The organism is Peribacillus acanthi, assembly GCF_003073175.1.
Classification (GTDB): Bacteria; Bacillota; Bacilli; order Bacillales; family DSM-1321; genus Bacillus_BN; species Bacillus_BN acanthi.
Window position 1 is genome coordinate 38,656 of the sequence record NZ_QBBX01000001.1, and the last position, 19,312, is coordinate 57,967.

A 19,312-nucleotide genomic window follows, 5' to 3' on the forward strand; every position below is an offset into this window, starting at 1 on the left:
TTTTTTTAGGGTAATAAATTCTACAAGCAATAGACATTCACCCATTTTTCTTACCCTGCATATGGTAAGTCGTGAAGGCATTTACATCCTAAGCATAGGGAGTGTGTAAGGCTAATGGGAAAGGTATTGCATTATTTTGCTAGTGGTAATACAGCCAATGGATTCCAAAGCTTGTTTGATTCCAATCTAGCAGGACTTGAACATATTTATATACTAAAAGGTGGACCAGGCACTGGGAAATCCACCATGATGAAGAAAATTGGAAGTCTGTATGAGGAGCAAGGTCAAGCTGTAGAATATTTACATTGTTCCGCTGATCCAAATTCACTGGATGGAGTACTCATTAGAAGCTTAGGATTGGGAATTGTAGATGGTACCGCACCTCATGTTCTTGAACCTAAAGCTCCTGGTGCCATTGAACAATATGTAAACCTAGGCAAAGCGTGGAACAGCTCTATTTTAAAAGAGCGCAAATCTGAAATTATGGCAATGAACTCTCAAATAACTATTCTTTATCAAAAAGGCTATGCTGCTTTCAAAGAAGCACTTGCCATCCATGATGATTGGGAAAGAATCTTTATCTCCCATCTTGATTTCAAAAAAATGAACGATTTGACTGAAGAACTAAAAGTAGAGCTTTTTGGTTCGCATCAAGTGGATAAAAAGAGTACAGTACGTCACAGGTTCTTAGGAGCAGCTACTCCATATGGTGCCGTTGACCATGTGCCGAATCTAACAGAGGACATTACGAATCGCTATTTCATTAAAGGACGTCCGGGATCTGGAAAATCTACGATGCTGAAAAAGTTTGCTGCAGAAGCAGAAAACAGAGGCCTTGATGTAGAGGTGTATCATTGCGGATTTGATCACAATAGTTTGGATATGATTATTGTCCGGGAACTGGGATTTGCTATTTTCGACAGTACGGCTCCTCATGAATACTTCCCAAGTCGTGAAGGTGATACAATTGTCGATGTTTATGAACGAGCAATTGAACAGGGAACCGATGAGAAATATGAGGTTGAATTGAATAGCATTTCCACAGCCTATAAAAATAAAATGCTAGAAGCAACTGCACATCTCCGCCAAGCAAAATCTATCCATGATGAAATAGAGAAAATCTATCTCTCCGCTATTGATTTTACAGTAGTCGATGAAATCTACAATGAGTTATTACAAGAAATTGAACAGTTAAGATGATATGAAGACTTTCCTGTTCATGATTAAATGTTCCATTTTCAGTTGATTTCTTAATAAACAACACTAAAAATGACGTATAAATGAGTACGTCATTTTTTAATACCGTGGTTTCTAGGATTTTATGACTTAAATGATTAGAAACATGTACATATGTGTTAATTATGGGTGATAATAGGTAATTAATAATGAAAAAACTCTTAAACCATTATGAGTAAAAACAATAAAGGGGAAATGCATGTGACCACGAGTAATAAAACTAGCAATCATAAGGAATTGTCAATGGAACAAATGGAAGACTTACTCCAAGTATTGAAAGCCCGTTTTGAGAAAAATATGAACCGCCATATAGGTCTTGAATGGGCTAATGTCCAAGCAAAGCTCGAAGCGAATACGGAAAAACTATGGTCGCTCAATGAAATGGAAAAAACTGAGGGTGAGCCTGATGTAGTTGAGTATGATAAAACGAAGGACGAATACATTTTTTATGATTGCTCAACGGAAAGTCCTAAAGGTCGCAGAAGTCTTTGTTACGATCGTGAAGCACTGGAGTCAAGAAAAAATCATAAACCAGAAAATAACGCTATTGATATGGCAGCTACCATGGGAATTGAACTATTAACGGAAGAACAATATCGAGCGCTGCAGAAACTTGGGAATTTCGATATGAAAACGTCAAGCTGGGTACAAACACCCTCTGATATTAGAAAACTTGGTGGTGCACTCTTTTGTGATCGCCGATTCGGGCATGTCTTCATATATCACAACGGTGCGGAATCTTACTATGCCGCAAGAGGATTCCGTGGGTCCTTAAGGGTTTAAATTTTGCACAAACAAAGAAAACTCGCCATATTTGTAGCGAGTTTTCTCTGTTATATACCAACATAGATGTCAAAACTACGGATGTTTTGACAAGAATATTAAGGTAAGTCCATCAAGACATAACTCTTTAGTTAATGGATAGGATTGCCTGTAACTATTAGAGATCAATGACAACTTCAACGCCATAATGATCGGATACTACGGGATAGTTCGTACCATTAAAAATGACCTTAGACTCTGATACTTTGACAGCTTGATTGGCTAAGATTAAATCAAGTCGTAAATCTTGTTTGTTGTGATCCCAACCCGCAATTTTACCTTTGACGGTTACTCCATCATCCTTGCTTCTTGCCAATTGATAAGTGTCAAACAACCCTTGCTTTACTAAATAATCATAACCTTCTCCACGAAGATTGGCATTGTTATTAAAATCGCCCAAAAGGAAGTAGAGGCCATCATTGTTTACCAGTTCGAATAGTCGATCAGCCTGGTATTGAAAGGGCTCTTCCTCATCCATCCACCAGCCAAGGTGGCAAGAATAGAAATGGATGGGCTTCCCTTTGATTTCAATAGTTGACCCTACGATTTTACGTGTTTTCCAGTAATTCGTATCCTGTCCCTTTGAAACAAAGAAGCTTTTTTTATCCTTAATAGGATGCCTTGTCAATATGGCTAGTCCTTCCTCGTACACTTCAAATCCGAGGTGGGCATAATCCCACGTGTAAGAATATGAGGTTTCCCCAAGCTTTTCTAATTCTTGAAGGAGGGCTAAGACAAAATTATTTCTTCTAACCTGTCCTTGTACAAGAGGTTCAGATTGCAGCTGACTTACTTCTTGCAAGGCGATGACATCGTAACGTTTTTCTGTAATGCCAGAAGCAATCGTTCGAATTTTATCCAGTTGATTCTCTTCCTGCCAAGAGTGACAATTCAACGTCAACAGTTTCATAGAATTATCCTAGAAGATCTTGAATATCAGATTTTAATACGTCAGCTTTCGGCCCATATATCGCTTGAACACCTTGATCTTTTAGAATCAAACCCAGGGCTCCATTTTCTTTCCAAGCTTTTTCATCGGCAACAGCACTAGAATCTTTTACAGTCACACGTAAACGAGTCATACATGCATCTACATCCACAATATTATCGCTCCCTCCTAGAAGGGTAATAATTTCACTAGCTTGAGAGCTTGCAAATGAGGCTGTAGTTGTAGTCGTTACCGATTTTTCTGTATTGCCTTCTTCATTTTCAATATAGTTTCCATTACGGCCTGGTGTAGGCAAATTGAATTTCTTGATTAAGAAACTGAATACGAAGAAATTGAGTGCAAAGAATACGATACACGTAATGATGAAGTTAATTAAATCCTTTGTTAATCCTGCGTTAACCATCATCGGAATACGAGTCAAGAGCTCGACTAGACCGAACGCATGAACACGTAAATGGATAATGTCTGCAAGAGCAAAGGCAATACCTGTAGTAATTGCATACACAACATATAATACGGGAGCTACAAACATAAACATGAACTCAATCGGTTCTGTAACACCTGTCAAAAATACAGCCAATGCTGCTGATAGAAACATTGATTTATATTTTGAACGTTTATCTTTATCAACATTACGATACATAGCAAGTGCGATACCGATTAATGAAGCGGTTGAAAGTATCACCTGTCCCACTTTAAAGCGGGCAGGAACAACAGATTCCATCAAACCATTATATCCAGCTGTGTCACCAGCTTGTCGAAGATTTACTAGGTCATTCACCCATGCTAGCCATAGAGGGTCTTGACCGGCAACTACTTGACCAATTTTTTCTCCCGTTTGGATGGCATACGTTCCACCTAGTTCGGTATAGTTCATCGGTACGGTTAACATATGATGTAAACCAAAAGGAAGCAATAAACGCTCTAACGTACCATAGATAAATGGTGCAATAATTGGAGCAGTATCCCTAGATTTTGCAATCCAACCACCAAAGTCATTTAATAACCCTTGGATAAACGGCCATACTAATGATAAAACTAATGCCGCTACAACAGAGCCGACAATTACGACAAACGGAACGAATCGCTTTCCGTTAAAGAATGCCAATGATTGTGGAAGCTTACTATAGTTATAGTATTTATTAAACAATGAAGCTCCTAGGAAACCAGAGATGATTCCCACAAAAACACCCATATTAAGTGCAGGAGCACCTAATACAGAAGTGAAATAATCTTTAACTACTAGTTCCTGGCCAATTAATGAAGTAACGGTAGATTCAGGATCTTGTAGCATGGCAGGGTTAATGCCAAAGATTGCTCCTGTGATGCGGTTGATTAAGATAAAGGCAATCAACGCTGCGAATGCACCGCCAGCACGTTCTTTAGCCCATGAACCTCCTATTGCTACGGCAAAAAGGATGTGAAGGTTGGTAATAATGGCCCAACCAATATCCTCCATGATTCTTGCAATCGTAGCTACTAGGGTAATGTCTCCACCCATCATGGCTACTAGTTTTCCTAAAGAAATCATGATCCCGGCGGCAGGCATCACGGCAACAACGACCATTAAGGCTTTCCCAAGCTTTTGCCAGAAATCAAATGAAATCATTTGTTTAACTTTACTCATTATTTGTTCTCCTTTCTCTCTTTCAATCTATTTATCTAACAGGAAAAAAATATTTTGAAATAATATCTGCCTAACATGATAACGTATGAATGTGATTTTATGCAACCGTTTGCACTCTGATTTTTCAAAAATGCAAACAAACCAATCTTTGTAACTATAATTCGTGCATCCAATTTGTTCATCATGTAAAATCAGAGTAATACGAGTGGAATGAAAGGAGAATTAGTGATGAAAAAAGCGTATATCCTTCATGAAAATATAGATTGGACAAGACATTTGATAAAAAGACTAGAAGAGTTGGAGGTGCCCTATGAAGAGTGGCACCTTGATCAAGGAACAGTCCGTTTAGACCAAGTGCCTCCATTAGGGGTTTTTTATAATCGAATGAGTGCATCGTCCCATACGAGGGGACACCGTTTTGCTCCTGAATTGACTGCGTCTGTGTTAGCTTGGCTTGAAAGACATGGACGAAGAGTATTAAATGGAACCCGTGCGATTTCTCTAGAGGTGAGCAAGGTTGCTCAATACATGGCTTTAGAGTCTAGTGGGATTATGACTCCTAAAACAGTGGCAGCAGTAGGAAGGGAATCTATTATTGAAGCTGCCAAAGCGTTTGAAGGTAAACCTTTTATTACCAAGCATAACCGAGCGGGGAAGGGTTTAGGCGTTCAGCTATTTTATTCAATGGAAGCCCTGCTGGAATTTTTAGAGGGACCAAACTTTGAGGAATCCATCGATGGAATAACATTAATCCAGGAATATATCCAAGCTCCAGAACCTTACATCACTCGATGTGAATTTGTAGACGGCAAATTTGTGTATGCGGTTAGGGTGGATACATCAGAAGGATTCCAGCTTTGCCCTGCAGATGCATGTCAAATAGGGGATTTATTCTGTCCTGTTGGAGAAGAGGCACAAGTCCGTCCTAAATTTGAAATTATTGAAGGCTTCAATGATCCGATTATTACGAAATTCGAAAGCTTTTTAAAAGAAAACAAAATTGACGTTGCGGGTATTGAATTTATTCGTGATGCAGAAGGTACTATCTATACATATGACGTAAACACGAATACCAATTATAACGGAGATGCCGAGGAAAAGTACGGGCAATACGGGATGCTTGAGATTGCCAGACTGCTAAAAAGCGAGCTTGAGAAGCTGTAGGTAAGTGCTCAAGATTATTCCTCATGGATAGTATTCATTTATTATGGTTATACTAAAAATTTTACGGATATAGTTTATATGACATCCATCTTAACTTTCCACCGAACGATATTAAGAGTAGGATGTGGAATAAAATCATCATTTTGGAGGATTCATCATGGAAAGAGTTACTTTACAGGAAGATTTACAATTCTCCCGCATTATTCATGGTCAATGGAGATTATCTGATTGGGGCTTCACCCCGCAGGAGACCTTGTCTTTTATGGAGAAATGCGTGGAGATGGGGATTACCACATTTGATACTGCTGATATATATGGTGACTACACGTGTGAAGGTTTGTTAGGAGAAGCTTTACGATTGAAGCCAGAATTCCGCGATAAGATCGAGATCGTCACCAAGTGTGGAATCAAGCTGACTTCGAATCCATCTTACAAACTGAATCATTATGATTCCAGTAAAGAGCACATTCTAAAGAGTGTTAATCAAAGTTTGGAAAACATGAAAACAGATTATATCGATGTTCTTCTTATTCATCGTCCTGATTTCATTATGGAACCGGCTGAAATGGCAAATGCATTCACTCAATTGAAACAAGAAGGAAAGGTTCGTCATTTTGGAGTATCTAATTTCCTTCCATCTCAGTTGAGCATGCTACAGAAATTTGTCCAACAACCTCTAGTTACAAATCAAATTGAATTATCGGTTATGAATCGAACTCAGTTTGAGAATGGAAGTCTCGATCAAGCGATGGAATATGGAATGCCTCCGATGGCTTGGTCGCCTTTAGCTGGTGGTTCCATTTTTTCTAGCGATGATCCGAAAGCTGTACGTGTTCGTCAAGCGTTAGAAAAGGTAGGAAGTGAAATTGGAGCCAAAGACATCGACCAAGTGATGTATGCGTGGCTTTTGAAGCATCCAACTAAGATTATGCCAATTGTAGGATCAGGTAAAATTGAACGTGTTCAAAGTGCGGTGGATTCGCTGCAACTACAAATGAATCGTGAACAATGGTATGAAATTTGGGTTGCTTCTAGAGGCAGGAATGTGGATTAAGAGATATATGCAAAAAACCAGACTTAGCGCAATAAGTCTGGTTTTTTAAAAGGTTTTTCTTTATTGGCCATAGAATAATAAAGTCTTAACTAATGGTCCGAAAGTCAAAGGGGTTTGAACGTATACTAGTGTAGTAGATTTCATCTTTGTATGATAGGAGATTGTTAAGGGGAAAGTTGCAAAAGGTTGAAAATGGAAGTAATAGGAAAGCAGACAAAGGGGTATAAATGATGAGTGAAGCAATAGAATTACGAGCAAAGCTTAGAGAGCATGCTCATGCTGAAAATGCGGTAGCTATGAGTAAATATATGAAAAACCATTTTTCTTTTTTTGGAATCAAAAGCCCTGAAAGAAGGGCACTAGCCAATGAGTTTCTTAAAGAAAATGGGATGTTGAAGCAGCCATTTGACCGAAGCTTTGTCAAAGAGTTATGGAATCTCCCAGAAAGAGAGCTTCAAATTGTGGCGATTGATTATTGTGTTAAAAATGTAAAGCAAATGGAACGAGATGATATCTATTTGCTTCGTGATATGATTACTCAAAAATCATGGTGGGATACTGTGGATGCAATTGCCTCCAATCTCGTTGGGCCACTTTGTTTAAAATACGAGGACTTACAAAACGAATTTATCGAAGCTTGGTCAACGGATGAACATTTATGGCTACGTCGTACCTCGATTATTTATCAGCTAGGCTACAAGGCAAAGACTGATGAACAAGCGTTATATACCTACATCAAACGTAATGCGGATAGTAAGGAATTTTTCATCCAAAAGGCAATTGGGTGGGCTTTAAGACAATATTCCAAAACCAATCCTGAATCCGTTAGACAGTTTATTGAGACACATGAATTGGCGAAGCTAAGTGTGAGGGAAGGAAGTAAATATATTTAAGTAATAAGCAGCTTGGAAAGGTGAGGATGACAACATGATAAAGTGCATTGCTATTGATATGGATGGAACATTATTGAATAGCAAACAAAAGATAAGTGCAGAAAATAAAGAAGCAATCCTAAAAGCCCAGGAGCAAGGAATTGAAGTGGTGGTTGCGACGGGTCGTTCCTACATCGAAGCCATTCACGTGATAGAAGAAGCACAAATTATCTCCCCGATTATTTCAATTAATGGAGCAGTAGTGATGGACAAAGAAGGCCAAAAAGTCGTTTCTAATCCTATTAATCCCGATGGTGTCAAATTAGCGATTCATGTACTAGAAAATCATGGAATCTATTATGAAATTTATACGAGTGATGGGATTTACTCAAACGATAAGGATCGCTCTATTGCAACTATTGTCGATGTTTTCTGTACTGCAAATCCGCAGCTGGATCCAATGGAAGTGACGGAACTGGCAAGAAATCGATTTGAGATAGGACATGTGAAAGAAGTGGAGAGTTATTCCCGATTAATGGAGGATGATAGTTTAGAATTCTATAAGCTACTTGTTTTCTCTGCTGATTTAGAACGCTTAGGTGAAGCGGGAGGTAGGTTGAAGCGGATAGATGGACTAGCCATCACTTCCTCTGGGCGAGAAAACCTTGAAATCAACAGTATGGATGCGCAAAAAGGCATCGCCCTTGAAAAATTTGTTCGGGAAAAAGGAATTGCCTTGAGTGAAACGATGGCACTTGGAGACAACTTCAATGATGTCTCCATGTTTGAAAGAGTAGGATTAGCGGTAGCGATGGGAAATGCGCCTTCTGAAATTCAGAAGATTTGCCATGAAGTGACGGATACAAATGAGAACAATGGAGTAGCTAACGCAATATTAAAAGTCATCGGAGAATCTACTCCATAAAAGGAGAATGAGACGATGAAAAAAACAATCCGTTTGATAGGAGCAAGCTTGCTTTTAGGCAGTATTTTACTTTCGGGGTGTTCTATTTTACCTAAAGACAAGGACAATCCAAGTACAGAAACCACCTTTCAGCAATCTGTTCATGCTGAAGTACTGGCAAAAAGTTTACAAATTCCCTGGAGCATTCAAAAGGCTGGAGAAACATTTTATATCAGCGAGAGAACAGGCACAATAGCCGTTATACAAAAGGGAACCGTTCAAAAAGAACAGGTGATTTTCCAAAAGAGGCTATCTTCGAATCCTGAAGCCGGCCTTTTAGGTTTCATATTGTCTCCAGACTTCCAAAAAACCGGAAAAGCCTATGCTTATTATACATATAATGAGGATGGTAGAGCTTGGAATCAAGTGGTGGAATTGATTCATTTAGATCGAGAATGGACTGAAAGCAATGTGTTGCTCGATCGTATACCAAGTGGACAATACCATCATGGAGGAAGATTGAAGCTAGGACCAGATGGAAAGCTTTACGTGACGACTGGGGATGCTCATGAGGATGAGATAGCACAAGATTTAGAGTCATTAGGTGGAAAGATTTTAAGGATGAACTTGGATGGTTCCATTCCTGAAGATAATCCATTCCAAAATTCCTATGTGTATAGTTATGGCCATCGTAACCCACAAGGAATTTCTTGGAGTGAAACTGGCGATATGTATGAGAGTGAGCATGGTCCTTCGGCTCACGATGAACTGAATAAGATTGAGCCTGGTCAAAATTACGGCTGGCCAGAAATCGTTGGGGACGAAACGAAAAAAGGGATGGTCAATCCATTGATTCACGCTGGAAATAATACGTGGGCACCGTCGGGAATCTCTTTCTACAAAGGACATTTAATTGTGGCCACCTTACGTGGAGAAGCTGTAAAATTCTATAATCTAAAAAGCGGGGAAATGAAGGATTTGTATAAGGGAGTAGGGCGTGTGCGCGATGTGTACATAGAAGGTGACACCCTATACTTCATTACAAATAATACAGATGGCCGAGGCGTTCCTGCAAAAGATGATGATAAATTATATAGGATAGATCTCACCAGTTTGAAATGGTAAATCAAAAAACACCCCTTGTCATAAATGGCAAGGGGTATATGGTTATTCATCCATTTTTGGTCGTAATCCGTTCATCAAAAAGTAGATAGTAGCATCATCATCTCTTTCTTCCTCGGACTGGATTTCAGGGAAAATAATAAATTGAGAAATGAGATAGCCTCCAATGACCGATAGAACAAATCGTATGATACTAGGGGATGGCAAATCCACAATTTCCCCTTTCTCTTTGTAATGATCGATGATGGCTTCTACTCTTGTATATATTTTTTTCGCCACATGCTCCATGAAAGGTTCTTTTAGCTCGGGATGGAAGGGAATCTCTTGAAGAAAAATTTTAAAGATTGCTATGTTCTTCTGTAAAAACGCTCTTCTATTTTTTAACATCGCCCTAAAAAAATCCTCCGGAGATTCATATTTTTCATCCAAGACCTTGTAGATATCTTGAATAATAAACGGTGCTAGGAGCTTTGCCATGGAAGGAGCTACAATGGAGATTAATAAGTCTTTTTTTGTTTTGTAATGTCTAAAGATCGTTCCTTCTGCAACTCCAGCTTTCTTGGCAATTTCATTGGTCGAAGTGGAAGCATACCCTTTTTCTGCAAACATTTCGATTGCAGCTTCCAAGATTTTTCGTTGTTTATCCGTTAAGTTTTCACCTTGATCATTCAATAATAACTGTTCCAAAGATTCTTGATTAGTCATGCATAACTCCTTTATCGAAAAAGCGAATGCACCCCGCTAAATATGCAGGCGACAAAAACGCCTCGTCTGTTTGTCTTGTCAGGAAGAACGTCTTGTACGGGCAAGCTAACACAGTTCTAACTGTTTATCTTCAATTTAAAATCCTTCTTATATTTTACGATATTTCCTTAAAGCTAACACGTTTAGGAGCATGAAGGCGAGACAAAATGCAACTAAGATATATAAATTCTGTGCAATCTCTTCAAAACCATACCCTCTAACCATTACGTCACGAAGGGCATCTGCACCATAATAAAGAGGTGTTAAAGGCCCAATCCAGCCGACCCAATCAGAAATTGTATCAAGATTAAACAGTCCCGAGAAAAACACTTGAGGAACAATCACAATCGGAATGAACTGAATCATTTGCAGTTCCGTTTGTGCGAAAGCCGATAGCAGGATTCCTAATGTTAATGCGGTAAACGCGAGCAATAAGATAATTAACATGACAAAGAAGAAGGAGCCTTCCATCAGCATATCCAAAACATAAATGGTGTATGAAGCGATAATGGCTGACTGAATGATGGTAAAGATTCCAAAACCAGCAACATAGCCTACTACAATTTCCCATAATTTGAGTGGACTGGTCATTAATCGTTCTAAAGTGCCACCCGTTCTCTCCCGTAAAAAAGATACCCCTGCAATTAAGAAAACAAAGAAGAAAACGAAGAAGCCTAGCAATACAGGACCCAAATAATCAAATTGGGCAATATCGGAAGAACCATGCAGAAACTTGGTGTCTAATGACGTTGCTGTCTGGGCCTGTAGTCCCTTAAAGGCAGTTGATACCCACTTTTGAACGGAGCCATTGACGATTGGATCGCTACCTTCTAAATGAAGCGTAAATGTTTGATTATCAAAAGCTATATAAGCATCGAGCTCCTGTTTCTTTAATAAATTCTCTGCTCGATCTTTTGAGAGTATATCGGTATCTGCATCCGATAAATCAATCTTATCCAAGACAGGTTTAGGCACGTTTACGAATCCGATTTTAGGTTCATAATCCTCACCGTTAAATACTAGTGAAAGCAGTGATAATACAAGAATAGGAGCAAATATCATTAGGCCAATCGTTCGTTTGTCATGCTTGAATTGTCTTAGGATTCGAATAATTAGAGCATTAATTCGCATGAACAGCACCTCCGAATCTTAGGAATGCTTTTTCTATACTAGAAGCCTTCGCTTGTAGTTTTAATTCATCTGGAGAACCTAGTGCAATAAGCTTTCCATCCCGTAACAATCCCAGTCGGTCACATTTTTCCGCTTCATCCATGACGTGAGTAGTGACTATGATGGTAGTTCCTGCATCCTTCAATGCTTGGAACTGCTGCCAGATGGATTGGCGTAAGACAGGATCGATTCCTACTGTTGGTTCATCTAAGATTAAAAGAGTAGGTTTGTGAATGAGGGAAGCGGCTAATGATAATCTACGTTTCATGCCTCCGGAAAAGGCCGAAACTCTCTTTTTTTGATGTTCTTGTAGGTTGACGATTTCAAGCACTTCATTAATTCGACTCTTTTTCTCTTTTCCTTTCAATCCGAATAATGACGAAAAGAAATCCATATTCTCATAGGCGGTTAGCTCTGGGTATAGGGCATCTGATTGTGCCATATAGCCAATCTGATTAATCAAACGTTGCGAAGGTAACCTTTCAGTACCAATAAAAATTTCTCCCGTTGTTGCTTTTTCTAAATTCACTAGCATTTTCACCAATGTAGTTTTTCCTGCTCCAGATGGACCTAATAATCCAAAAATCTCTCCTCGTTTTACGCCTAACGTGATGTCAGAGAGTATTGGATGTAGACCATAGGACTTGGAAACATTGTTCATATTTATAAAAGGCGAACCCATTGTATCACTCCTTTTTTATGAAGTGAGTAATCACTCACTTTCTGATTTTAGTATGCGCTCCTATGTTCGTTTTGTAAAGTGAGTAATCACTCACAAATTTCGACAATGTGTTCAATCTGAAACAATATGAACAAAAAAGGCTTTTCCACGAGTGGCGGAAAAACCTCTTTTTTATTCAAAGAATGTCATATGTGTTTTTTCTTTACGGTAATAGGAGAGTCGATCCTGCAGTGTACCGGTGTGAAATTCAAATTTGTGACCATCTGGATCGGTAAAGTAAATGGATTCTTTATCTTTCTCGTCGCGAACTCGGCCATTTAAAATATTGACCCCTAATTTTACTAGATGGTTGCGTGCTTTAGATAAATCTTCAGAGCTGATAGTAAATGCTAGGTGGGTATAAGAAGTATGAATCTCTTTTCTAGGAATATTTTTTTCTTCATTTAAAGCCAACCAAATTCCATTCAAATCAAAATAAGCTGTTGTTCTTCCCTTGACTAGAAGTTTGGCTCCTAAAGCATTTTGATAAAATTCTATAGACTCCTCTAAATCTGAAACAGAAAACAGTAAATGATTGATGCCTTTTATTTGAAAGTCCATAACAACCTCCATTTAATAAAAAAATAAATGTATAAAAAAAGGAGGGATGGTAAAACTTATACTATGATGAGCTTTCCATAGTATCCCCCTTTTAGTCCACCCATCTTGAATGGGTGGATTTTTTTGTTTTTAAGTCATGTGAAAATATATAGTACTAGTTTGGTAAAAAAGCTCAGAGTTCGGTAATAAATGAGGTGATTTCGGTAAAAAAGCTCAGAGTTCGGTAATAAATGAAATGATTTCGGTAAAATAAGGCGCACGAACGGTAAAAAATCATAAAACCTGACCACGCCAAGTGGATTTGGTAATAAAAGTTTAGAGTTCGGTAATAAATGAGGTGATTTCGGTAAAAAAAGTTCAGAGTTCGGTAATAAATGAAATGATTTCGGTAAAATAAAGCGCATGAACTGTAAAAAATCAGAAAACCTGACCAGTAGTCATCGTCATTTCCAAAGAAAGACCCGTAAATACGGGCCATTATCAATTTATTTTATAATCCAAAATTTTTCATTATGAAGCCAAGCTAGTAAATCAGGATCTCTATTCAGTAGCTTTTCAGTCCATGCTGCTGTCATTAATTGTGTTTGAGAACGATGGGACCGAATGGTGTTTACTTTGATGTCTTCTACATCTTCCACATTGTGGCGAACATGCGGTTCTCCCAATTCTTCTAGTGTATTATGGGCAAAAGCAACACCGTATAATTTTGGTCGATCCTCTTCTACCATATGCCGGATTGCGCGAACGACAGCTCGGCCGGTCGCTTCGTGGTCAGGGTGGACACTATAACCTGGATAGAACGTAATGGCAAGGGAAGGCTGAACTTCGCGTATTAATGCGAGCATACTTTCTGCTAATTCTTCTTCATCTTCAAATTCGACCGTTTTATCTCTGTAGCCAAGCATTCTTAAATCTGTTATTCCCATAGTCTTCGCTGCATCCAGTAATTCGGCTCTTCTGATGTCAGGAAGTGATTCTCTCGTTGCAAATGGAGGGTTACCCAGGTTGCGCCCCATTTGACCAAGTGTTAGACAGGCGTACGTGACAGGGACTCCAGCCTTTATATAAGACGCAATCGTTCCCGATACTCCAAATGCTTCATCATCTGGATGGGGGAAAATTACAAGTACATGCTTTTCTTTTTCCATAGTATCCATTCCTCCCTTACTCGAATGGTGTTTCACTTATTTGTAAGGCAACTGCTAGCTTTCCTTCAGCATCAAGCCCAGCAAGTAACAGTCTCCCTTTTTCATCAATTTCAAAATGATTCAGACCTTCAGCATACACCCAACCAATCGAAAGCTTCAGACCCACTCGATAAGGGTTTTCTCCTAAGATTTTACCGTGTTCATATTGCACCAGGGCATTTCGGATATAGGCACCTGCCGAGTAGGTTCCACCACCAAAATGCGATGCATAGGCGCCATTCGTTGTTTCTAAATGAACATAAACATCTTTTTGCTGGAGTTCATTAATTTTATTTTGCACTTCTAATAAAACAATCGGTTTCAAGCTCGTTCCTCCTTTTGAAAAAGGCACAATTTTCTCTATGTACTATCTTACTAAAAACGGAATTAGAATGCGAAAAGATGGTCTTAAAAACTTTTATTTACTTAAAAAATGAAGGGGATTTTTGTGAGGTAAAGAATAGTTAACTAAAAATAGATAATTTATTAATAGGAGGCCAACCAATGAGTCAAGTTTGTGTGATTGGAATCTATGTACCTGATTTGCAGAAAGCCATTCAATTTTACACGACTGTTTTAGGGTTTGAAGTCCATAAGCAATATGGTTCGAAAATTGTAACCCTTGTTCATGGAGAGTTGCCCATAGTTTTAGAGGAATCGGAAGTGTCCTCATTTAATGAGAATCCCATTCCATCAGGAGTGGTGTTAGGTTTAAAAACAGAGGATATTTATCAAACGGTGAATAGGTTAAGAGAACATAATGTGGACTTCATTGTAGAACAGCCTGCAGATTGCCCTCCAGGAAAGTACATCAGCTTTCGAGATCCATTCGGAAACGTGTTAGAGTATTTGCAGTTTATGAAGGAATAAGTAACAAACATCCTAACAAAAAAACTCGTCTAACATGACGAGTTTTTTTTCATTATTGTTGACGACCTGGACCGTACAGCTTGTAGGCACCATGCATAGTTGGTCCCACATATTCATTTAATCTCCAGGAGTGACGGATAGCTTCCGTGATGAATTGTTTAGCATTTTCCACAGCTTCTCGGATGTTTTTACCCTTTGCTAATTCAGCTGTAATGGCCGCAGCAAAAGTACAACCTGCACCGTGAGTGTAAGGAGTGTCGATTAATTCATTTTCAATGAGCTCAAATTCCTGTCCATCATAAAAGACATCGATGGCCTTGTCTGTACCTTGCAGCTTACTTCCACCTTTAATGATGACAAATTTGACACCTAAAGCTTGGATTTTTTCTGCTGCTTCTTTCATTTGGTCAATGGTTTTAATCGGTCCCATTCCTGCTAGTTGAGAAGCTTCAAAAAGGTTTGGCGTAGTAATGGTTCCTAAGGGAAGTAGGGACTCACGATAAGCTACAGTATGTTCTGGGAAAAGGACTTCATCCTCACCTTTACAAACCATAACAGGATCGATGACTACGTTTTGTAGGTTATTTTCTTTAATTTTACGAGCCGCTAGTTCAATGATTTCTACCGAACCTAGCATCCCTGTTTTTAAAGCGTCTACTCCAACGGAAATGATTGTTTCAAGTTGTGCTTCGACCGTGTCTACGGCTTGTGGAAATACTTGATGATGCCAATGATTTTTTGAATCCATGGAAACGATGGTCGTAAGAGCCGTCATTCCATATACCCCAAGCTCCTGGAAGGTTTTTAAGTCAGCCTGGATGCCTGCACCTCCACTAGAATCTGAACCTGCGATTGTAAGTGCCTTTTTCATCGTCATATGTAACCCTCCTGAAAATTTAATGGATGATATTTACTAGTAAAATATATCACAACGGGATAGGGATACACCAAATCTGCTGACTAGAAGAAACTTCATGAACAATTCAGCTAGTGTGGTGGGGCTTTAGGAACTGCTAATGTAGAAATTAGGCCAACCCCTTTTATTGTCATCTAGCGAATGGGAAGAAAACAGAGGATGGTCATTTTTCCAAATAGAATGGAAAAAATTTTTTTGCACAAAGAAGCCCGAGTGGACCTCGGGCTTCCTTAATCTACTATACTAGCTTACATACCAGTCGAATGGCCGTTCATCATATCGCCATGTGTTGCGACGACAACTACTTTACCATAATCCAATTCTTCTTCGTACTTTTCCGCCTCTGCTTGTGATAATCCAAGAGATGTCATTTTTGAACGTAGCTCATCTCCACGAGAACGGAATAGGTTTCCTACTGAGTCGAAGAAACCTTGCTCTTTCATGCCTACGCCCTCAGTGTTTGTTAAATCTGTTAAATGTTCCGAACGACTTTTATCATGCGTAAAGATATAGATATTTTCCTTTGTATGACCTGTTGCTGTTAATTGATCTACTTTTTCTTTTGCTTGAACACCATTTTCTACTACATATACTGTACTCATAATTGTTTCCTCCTTGAATGTTTAATCTTTTAAAAATTTGTTGATCTAACTTCAATAGGTAATTGTGTGTACTAGCTTTTCAGCTATGTTCTATATATACCTCCTGTGGCAAGTCTGAAACTTGAATTTAGTTGGTATTTTATAGAAATGTTTTTTAAATCACGATATTTTACCGAACAAGCATCATTTATTACTGAAACTGCAAAAAAAAAAACGCAGAAGTAATCCTCCTACGCTTAAATCATGCTTGCCTATTAATACGTTTCAAATCTGAAGGTTTTTTGAATAATGTACACGATATACTTTAGGAATGGGAGTTTATCCTGGTATTCTTCATAGTCTACTGTGTAAACGCCATCCTTGTTTTCCCAAATTCTATGGTAGTACTGATCGACCTCTTGGGATATTTCAGAAGTAGATGGGGCAACTAATTTAACGTCTGCTTCAAGGTTGAAGTCATCTAAGTTTCTGCTTGTATAGTTCGCAGATCCACCAATAATCACGCTAGAGGTTTGCTTTTTAATGTAAAGCAGCTTGGAATGGAACTGTTCTTTATCTGTTTTATACCAGCGGATTTTCATGTTTTCCTCACCCAGTTCTTTTAGTTCTGCAGCTACAGGAAGGTTGGGTAATCCAATTTTTTCACTCCCAAAAGCATTTTGGTTTGGATCTAAGACCATCTTTACATGTACTCCGCGTCTTGCTGCTCCAGTTATGGCATTAATGACTTTTCTATCTGCAAGATAAAACATTCCAATCCAAATCTCGTCTCCCTCTTTCGTTGCCTTGAGCTCCTTTACGACATGCTTTGTTATTTTCCCCTCCGTAAGGAACTGAGCTTTAATACTTCCTCCTTCTTCAAATGGTTGTTCTAATTTAGGGAATTGGCTGGGTCCATTTGAAAATTTCCCTACGGCTTCTTCCGCTTTAACGATGTCCTGAATAATGTTTCCTTCCATCTGAAAGGCGATATTCGAATGGTTTCCACTAGCGTCATGTGGATTGGCTGAGGAAACAATGGCTGTCTTTTCTGTTGCCAAAATCTTGCGATGATTTGCTTTAACATTTAACAATTTAAGGTATGACCGTACCGTCACATCAGGCGCATTCTCTGCCAACGGATTTTTCACCCATCCGGGTCCAGCTTCCCCAAACCATTGAAAAAAGGAACGCCAAACCCCTGAATATAAAGGATTGGGATCTCTTAAACGGTCAAGGTTAGTAATCACGACTTTCACTCCATGATCCTTCATTTTTTCCAATTCCTTAGCGGGGTGAGAGCCGTACGTAGTATTGATTTCATCCGTAATGAAGATGACTTCCAACTCAGGATGCTTTTCTTTCTGTTGAATGATTTTTTCTGTCATCACTTCACTGATCCGAGGAAAATCGGCTTCTTTGTCGTAATATCCATTGAATAGAAACATATCGACGATTACAAACTGTTCTGCTTCCTCAATGGCTTTATAAATGGCATCAAAGATTCTTCGCTCATGTTTGACCTCTCCATCATGGGTTTGGTACGTTAAATCATATAAGAATGTAACGTCTTCTAGCGTGTGAATGTCTCCTTCTGTAGATATACCTTCAGGAAGGGGTTTATTGTTGTGATAAAGCATGACACTTAAAACGATTAAAAATATAAATAATGGCAGAATATATCTTTTTTTCTTGTACCAAGTCTTTTTCTCTTTTTCCATGGTTTGTCCATCCTTTTATTAAAATTACGCTCTTAAGCTTCTTTATCCCATATAGCGGAAGGGATAAACCTAGGTTGCTCGCTTAGTAAGAGATTTACCCATGGAGAATGGAAGGAAATTCATATGAATGGAGTGGAAGTGCATATTGAAACAAATATTTAAAAATGATTGGAATCTCCTATTAGAAGAAGAATTTTTAAAGGATTATTATGTGAAATTAAGAGAGTTTTTGAAACACGAATATTCTACTACTACAGTGTTTCCAGCCTCAGACGATATTTTTAATGCCCTACATTCCACTTCTTATCATGATGTGAAAGCCGTTATACTAGGGCAAGACCCATATCATGGGAAAGGGCAAGCACATGGGATGAGCTTTTCGGTACAACCACAGGTTGCGATTCCGCCATCTTTGAAAAATATATACAAAGAGTTGCAGGGTGATTTGGGGTTTCCTATTCCAAATCATGGTTATTTAAAGAAATGGGCCGAACAAGGAGTTCTTCTATTAAATACTGTTTTAACGGTTAGAGAGGGACAAGCTAATTCTCATAAGGGATTGGGATGGGAAATTTTTACCGACCGAATCATTTCAGTCTTGAATGACCGAGATAAGCCGATGGTATTCATACTATGGGGCAGCCCTGCCTATTCGAAATCTAAGCTCATTGACCGAAACAAACACTTTATTGTTTCCTCTCCACATCCTAGTCCTTTATCCGCTTATAGAGGTTTTTTTGGCAGTAAACCATTTTCAGAAACCAACCGGATTCTACGAGAAATGGGTGAAGAAGAAATTGATTGGTACATTCCGAATCTATAATATTTCGACAATGTTTCACATGAAACATTACGATTCGACATCGATTAGTCAACTTCTACTCCATTCTTCCTATGTAATTCATGTAAAATATAGAAGGAGGAGGGGAAATAGGTGGAACAAAAGAGAATCAACTGTTTAAAATGCAAACACTATTATGTCACGTGGGACTCGAAATTTCCCAAAGGGTGCAAGGCATTTCAATTCAAGACAGCCATCCTTCCTTCCTTAACGGTCTACCAGTCATCAGGGCAGCCTTGCATGAAGTTTG

20 protein-coding genes are annotated in these 19,312 nt (G+C 38.8%); 9 read left to right on the top strand and 11 right to left on the bottom strand.

What is annotated here, in order from left to right; all coding sequences use genetic code 11:
- Positions 1-114: 114 nt before the first annotated feature.
- Together DBX25_RS00280 and DBX25_RS00285 are read left to right on the top strand one after the other, a co-directional pair.
- Positions 115-1,200, top strand: coding sequence for a PRK06851 family protein (locus tag DBX25_RS00280; protein WP_108668784.1), 1,086 nt, complete (start codon positions 115-117; stop codon positions 1,198-1,200).
- Positions 1,201-1,431: 231 nt separating this feature from the next.
- On the top strand, positions 1,432-2,019 hold the full coding sequence (locus tag DBX25_RS00285; protein WP_108668785.1) for a DUF4256 domain-containing protein: 588 nt from the start codon (positions 1,432-1,434) through the stop codon (positions 2,017-2,019).
- A 157-nt stretch (positions 2,020-2,176) separates the two neighbouring features.
- Here DBX25_RS00285 and DBX25_RS00290 read toward each other — a convergent pair whose 3' ends face one another.
- Both DBX25_RS00290 and DBX25_RS00295 read right to left on the bottom strand, forming a co-directional pair.
- Positions 2,177-2,968 (bottom strand): endonuclease/exonuclease/phosphatase family protein, encoded by a 792-nt coding sequence (locus tag DBX25_RS00290; protein WP_108668786.1) that lies wholly within the window; start codon positions 2,966-2,968, stop codon positions 2,177-2,179.
- A 4-nt stretch (positions 2,969-2,972) separates the two neighbouring features.
- Positions 2,973-4,634, bottom strand: coding sequence for a PTS transporter subunit IIBC (locus DBX25_RS00295; RefSeq protein WP_108668787.1), 1,662 nt, complete (start codon positions 4,632-4,634; stop codon positions 2,973-2,975).
- Between the two features lie 228 nt (positions 4,635-4,862).
- On the opposite strand from DBX25_RS00295, the gene DBX25_RS00300 reads away from it, so the two are divergent.
- From DBX25_RS00300 to DBX25_RS00320, 5 genes are all read left to right on the top strand, one after another.
- Positions 4,863-5,798: an ATP-grasp domain-containing protein gene (locus DBX25_RS00300; RefSeq protein ID WP_108668788.1), complete on the top strand. Its 936-nt coding sequence runs from the start codon at positions 4,863-4,865 to the stop codon at positions 5,796-5,798.
- 157 nt (positions 5,799-5,955) lie between these two features.
- On the top strand, positions 5,956-6,852 hold the full coding sequence (locus DBX25_RS00305; RefSeq protein ID WP_108668789.1) for an aldo/keto reductase: 897 nt from the start codon (positions 5,956-5,958) through the stop codon (positions 6,850-6,852).
- Between the two features lie 227 nt (positions 6,853-7,079).
- On the top strand, positions 7,080-7,745 hold the full coding sequence (locus tag DBX25_RS00310) for a DNA alkylation repair protein (RefSeq protein WP_108668790.1): 666 nt from the start codon (positions 7,080-7,082) through the stop codon (positions 7,743-7,745).
- 34 nt (positions 7,746-7,779) lie between these two features.
- Positions 7,780-8,649 carry a Cof-type HAD-IIB family hydrolase gene (locus DBX25_RS00315; RefSeq protein WP_108668791.1) on the top strand — a complete coding sequence of 290 codons (870 nt, stop codon included), beginning with the start codon at positions 7,780-7,782 and terminating at the stop codon, positions 8,647-8,649.
- 15 nt (positions 8,650-8,664) lie between these two features.
- The gene (locus DBX25_RS00320) at positions 8,665-9,753 is read left to right on the top strand and encodes a PQQ-dependent sugar dehydrogenase (RefSeq protein ID WP_108668792.1); all 1,089 of its coding nucleotides are present in this window, start codon (positions 8,665-8,667) and stop codon (positions 9,751-9,753) included.
- A 42-nt stretch (positions 9,754-9,795) separates the two neighbouring features.
- Here DBX25_RS00320 and DBX25_RS00325 read toward each other — a convergent pair whose 3' ends face one another.
- The 6 genes from DBX25_RS00325 to DBX25_RS00350 form a co-directional block, all read right to left on the bottom strand.
- Positions 9,796-10,455, bottom strand: coding sequence for a TetR/AcrR family transcriptional regulator (locus DBX25_RS00325; protein WP_108668793.1), 660 nt, complete (start codon positions 10,453-10,455; stop codon positions 9,796-9,798).
- A gap of 147 nt (positions 10,456-10,602) precedes the next feature.
- Positions 10,603-11,625, bottom strand: a complete 1,023-nt coding sequence (locus DBX25_RS00330) for an ABC transporter permease (protein ID WP_108668794.1) — start codon at positions 11,623-11,625, stop codon at positions 10,603-10,605.
- Positions 11,615-12,346, bottom strand: a complete 732-nt coding sequence (locus tag DBX25_RS00335) for an ABC transporter ATP-binding protein (protein ID WP_108668795.1) — start codon at positions 12,344-12,346, stop codon at positions 11,615-11,617. Before DBX25_RS00335 ends, DBX25_RS00330 begins: the two co-directional genes overlap by 11 nt.
- 171 nt (positions 12,347-12,517) lie before the next feature.
- Positions 12,518-12,946, bottom strand: coding sequence for a metallothiol transferase FosB (fosB, locus tag DBX25_RS00340; RefSeq protein ID WP_108668796.1), 429 nt, complete (start codon positions 12,944-12,946; stop codon positions 12,518-12,520).
- Between the two features lie 485 nt (positions 12,947-13,431).
- Positions 13,432-14,094 carry a bacillithiol biosynthesis deacetylase BshB2 gene (gene bshB2 / locus DBX25_RS00345; protein ID WP_108668797.1) on the bottom strand — a complete coding sequence of 221 codons (663 nt, stop codon included), beginning with the start codon at positions 14,092-14,094 and terminating at the stop codon, positions 13,432-13,434.
- A gap of 16 nt (positions 14,095-14,110) precedes the next feature.
- Entirely contained in the window at positions 14,111-14,458 is a 348-nt protein-coding gene (locus DBX25_RS00350; RefSeq protein ID WP_108668798.1) for a YojF family protein, read from the bottom strand.
- 179 nt (positions 14,459-14,637) lie between these two features.
- On the opposite strand from DBX25_RS00350, the gene DBX25_RS00355 reads away from it, so the two are divergent.
- On the top strand, positions 14,638-15,003 hold the full coding sequence (locus DBX25_RS00355; protein ID WP_108668799.1) for a VOC family protein: 366 nt from the start codon (positions 14,638-14,640) through the stop codon (positions 15,001-15,003).
- Between the two features lie 52 nt (positions 15,004-15,055).
- Here the strand turns inward: DBX25_RS00355 and pdxK are convergent, their stop codons facing one another.
- The 3 genes from pdxK to DBX25_RS00370 form a co-directional block, all read right to left on the bottom strand.
- The gene (pdxK, locus tag DBX25_RS00360) at positions 15,056-15,880 is read right to left on the bottom strand and encodes a pyridoxine/pyridoxal/pyridoxamine kinase (RefSeq protein WP_108668800.1); all 825 of its coding nucleotides are present in this window, start codon (positions 15,878-15,880) and stop codon (positions 15,056-15,058) included.
- A gap of 287 nt (positions 15,881-16,167) precedes the next feature.
- A complete protein-coding gene (locus DBX25_RS00365; protein ID WP_108668801.1) occupies positions 16,168-16,521 on the bottom strand; it encodes a YflT domain-containing protein in 354 nt (117 codons plus the stop codon).
- A gap of 254 nt (positions 16,522-16,775) precedes the next feature.
- Positions 16,776-18,221 carry a phospholipase D family protein gene (locus tag DBX25_RS00370; RefSeq protein WP_108668802.1) on the bottom strand — a complete coding sequence of 482 codons (1,446 nt, stop codon included), beginning with the start codon at positions 18,219-18,221 and terminating at the stop codon, positions 16,776-16,778.
- Between the two features lie 145 nt (positions 18,222-18,366).
- Between DBX25_RS00370 and DBX25_RS00375 the strand changes: the two genes are divergently transcribed.
- Positions 18,367-19,044 carry a uracil-DNA glycosylase gene (locus DBX25_RS00375; RefSeq protein ID WP_108669042.1) on the top strand — a complete coding sequence of 226 codons (678 nt, stop codon included), beginning with the start codon at positions 18,367-18,369 and terminating at the stop codon, positions 19,042-19,044.
- Positions 19,045-19,312 lie beyond the last annotated feature (268 nt).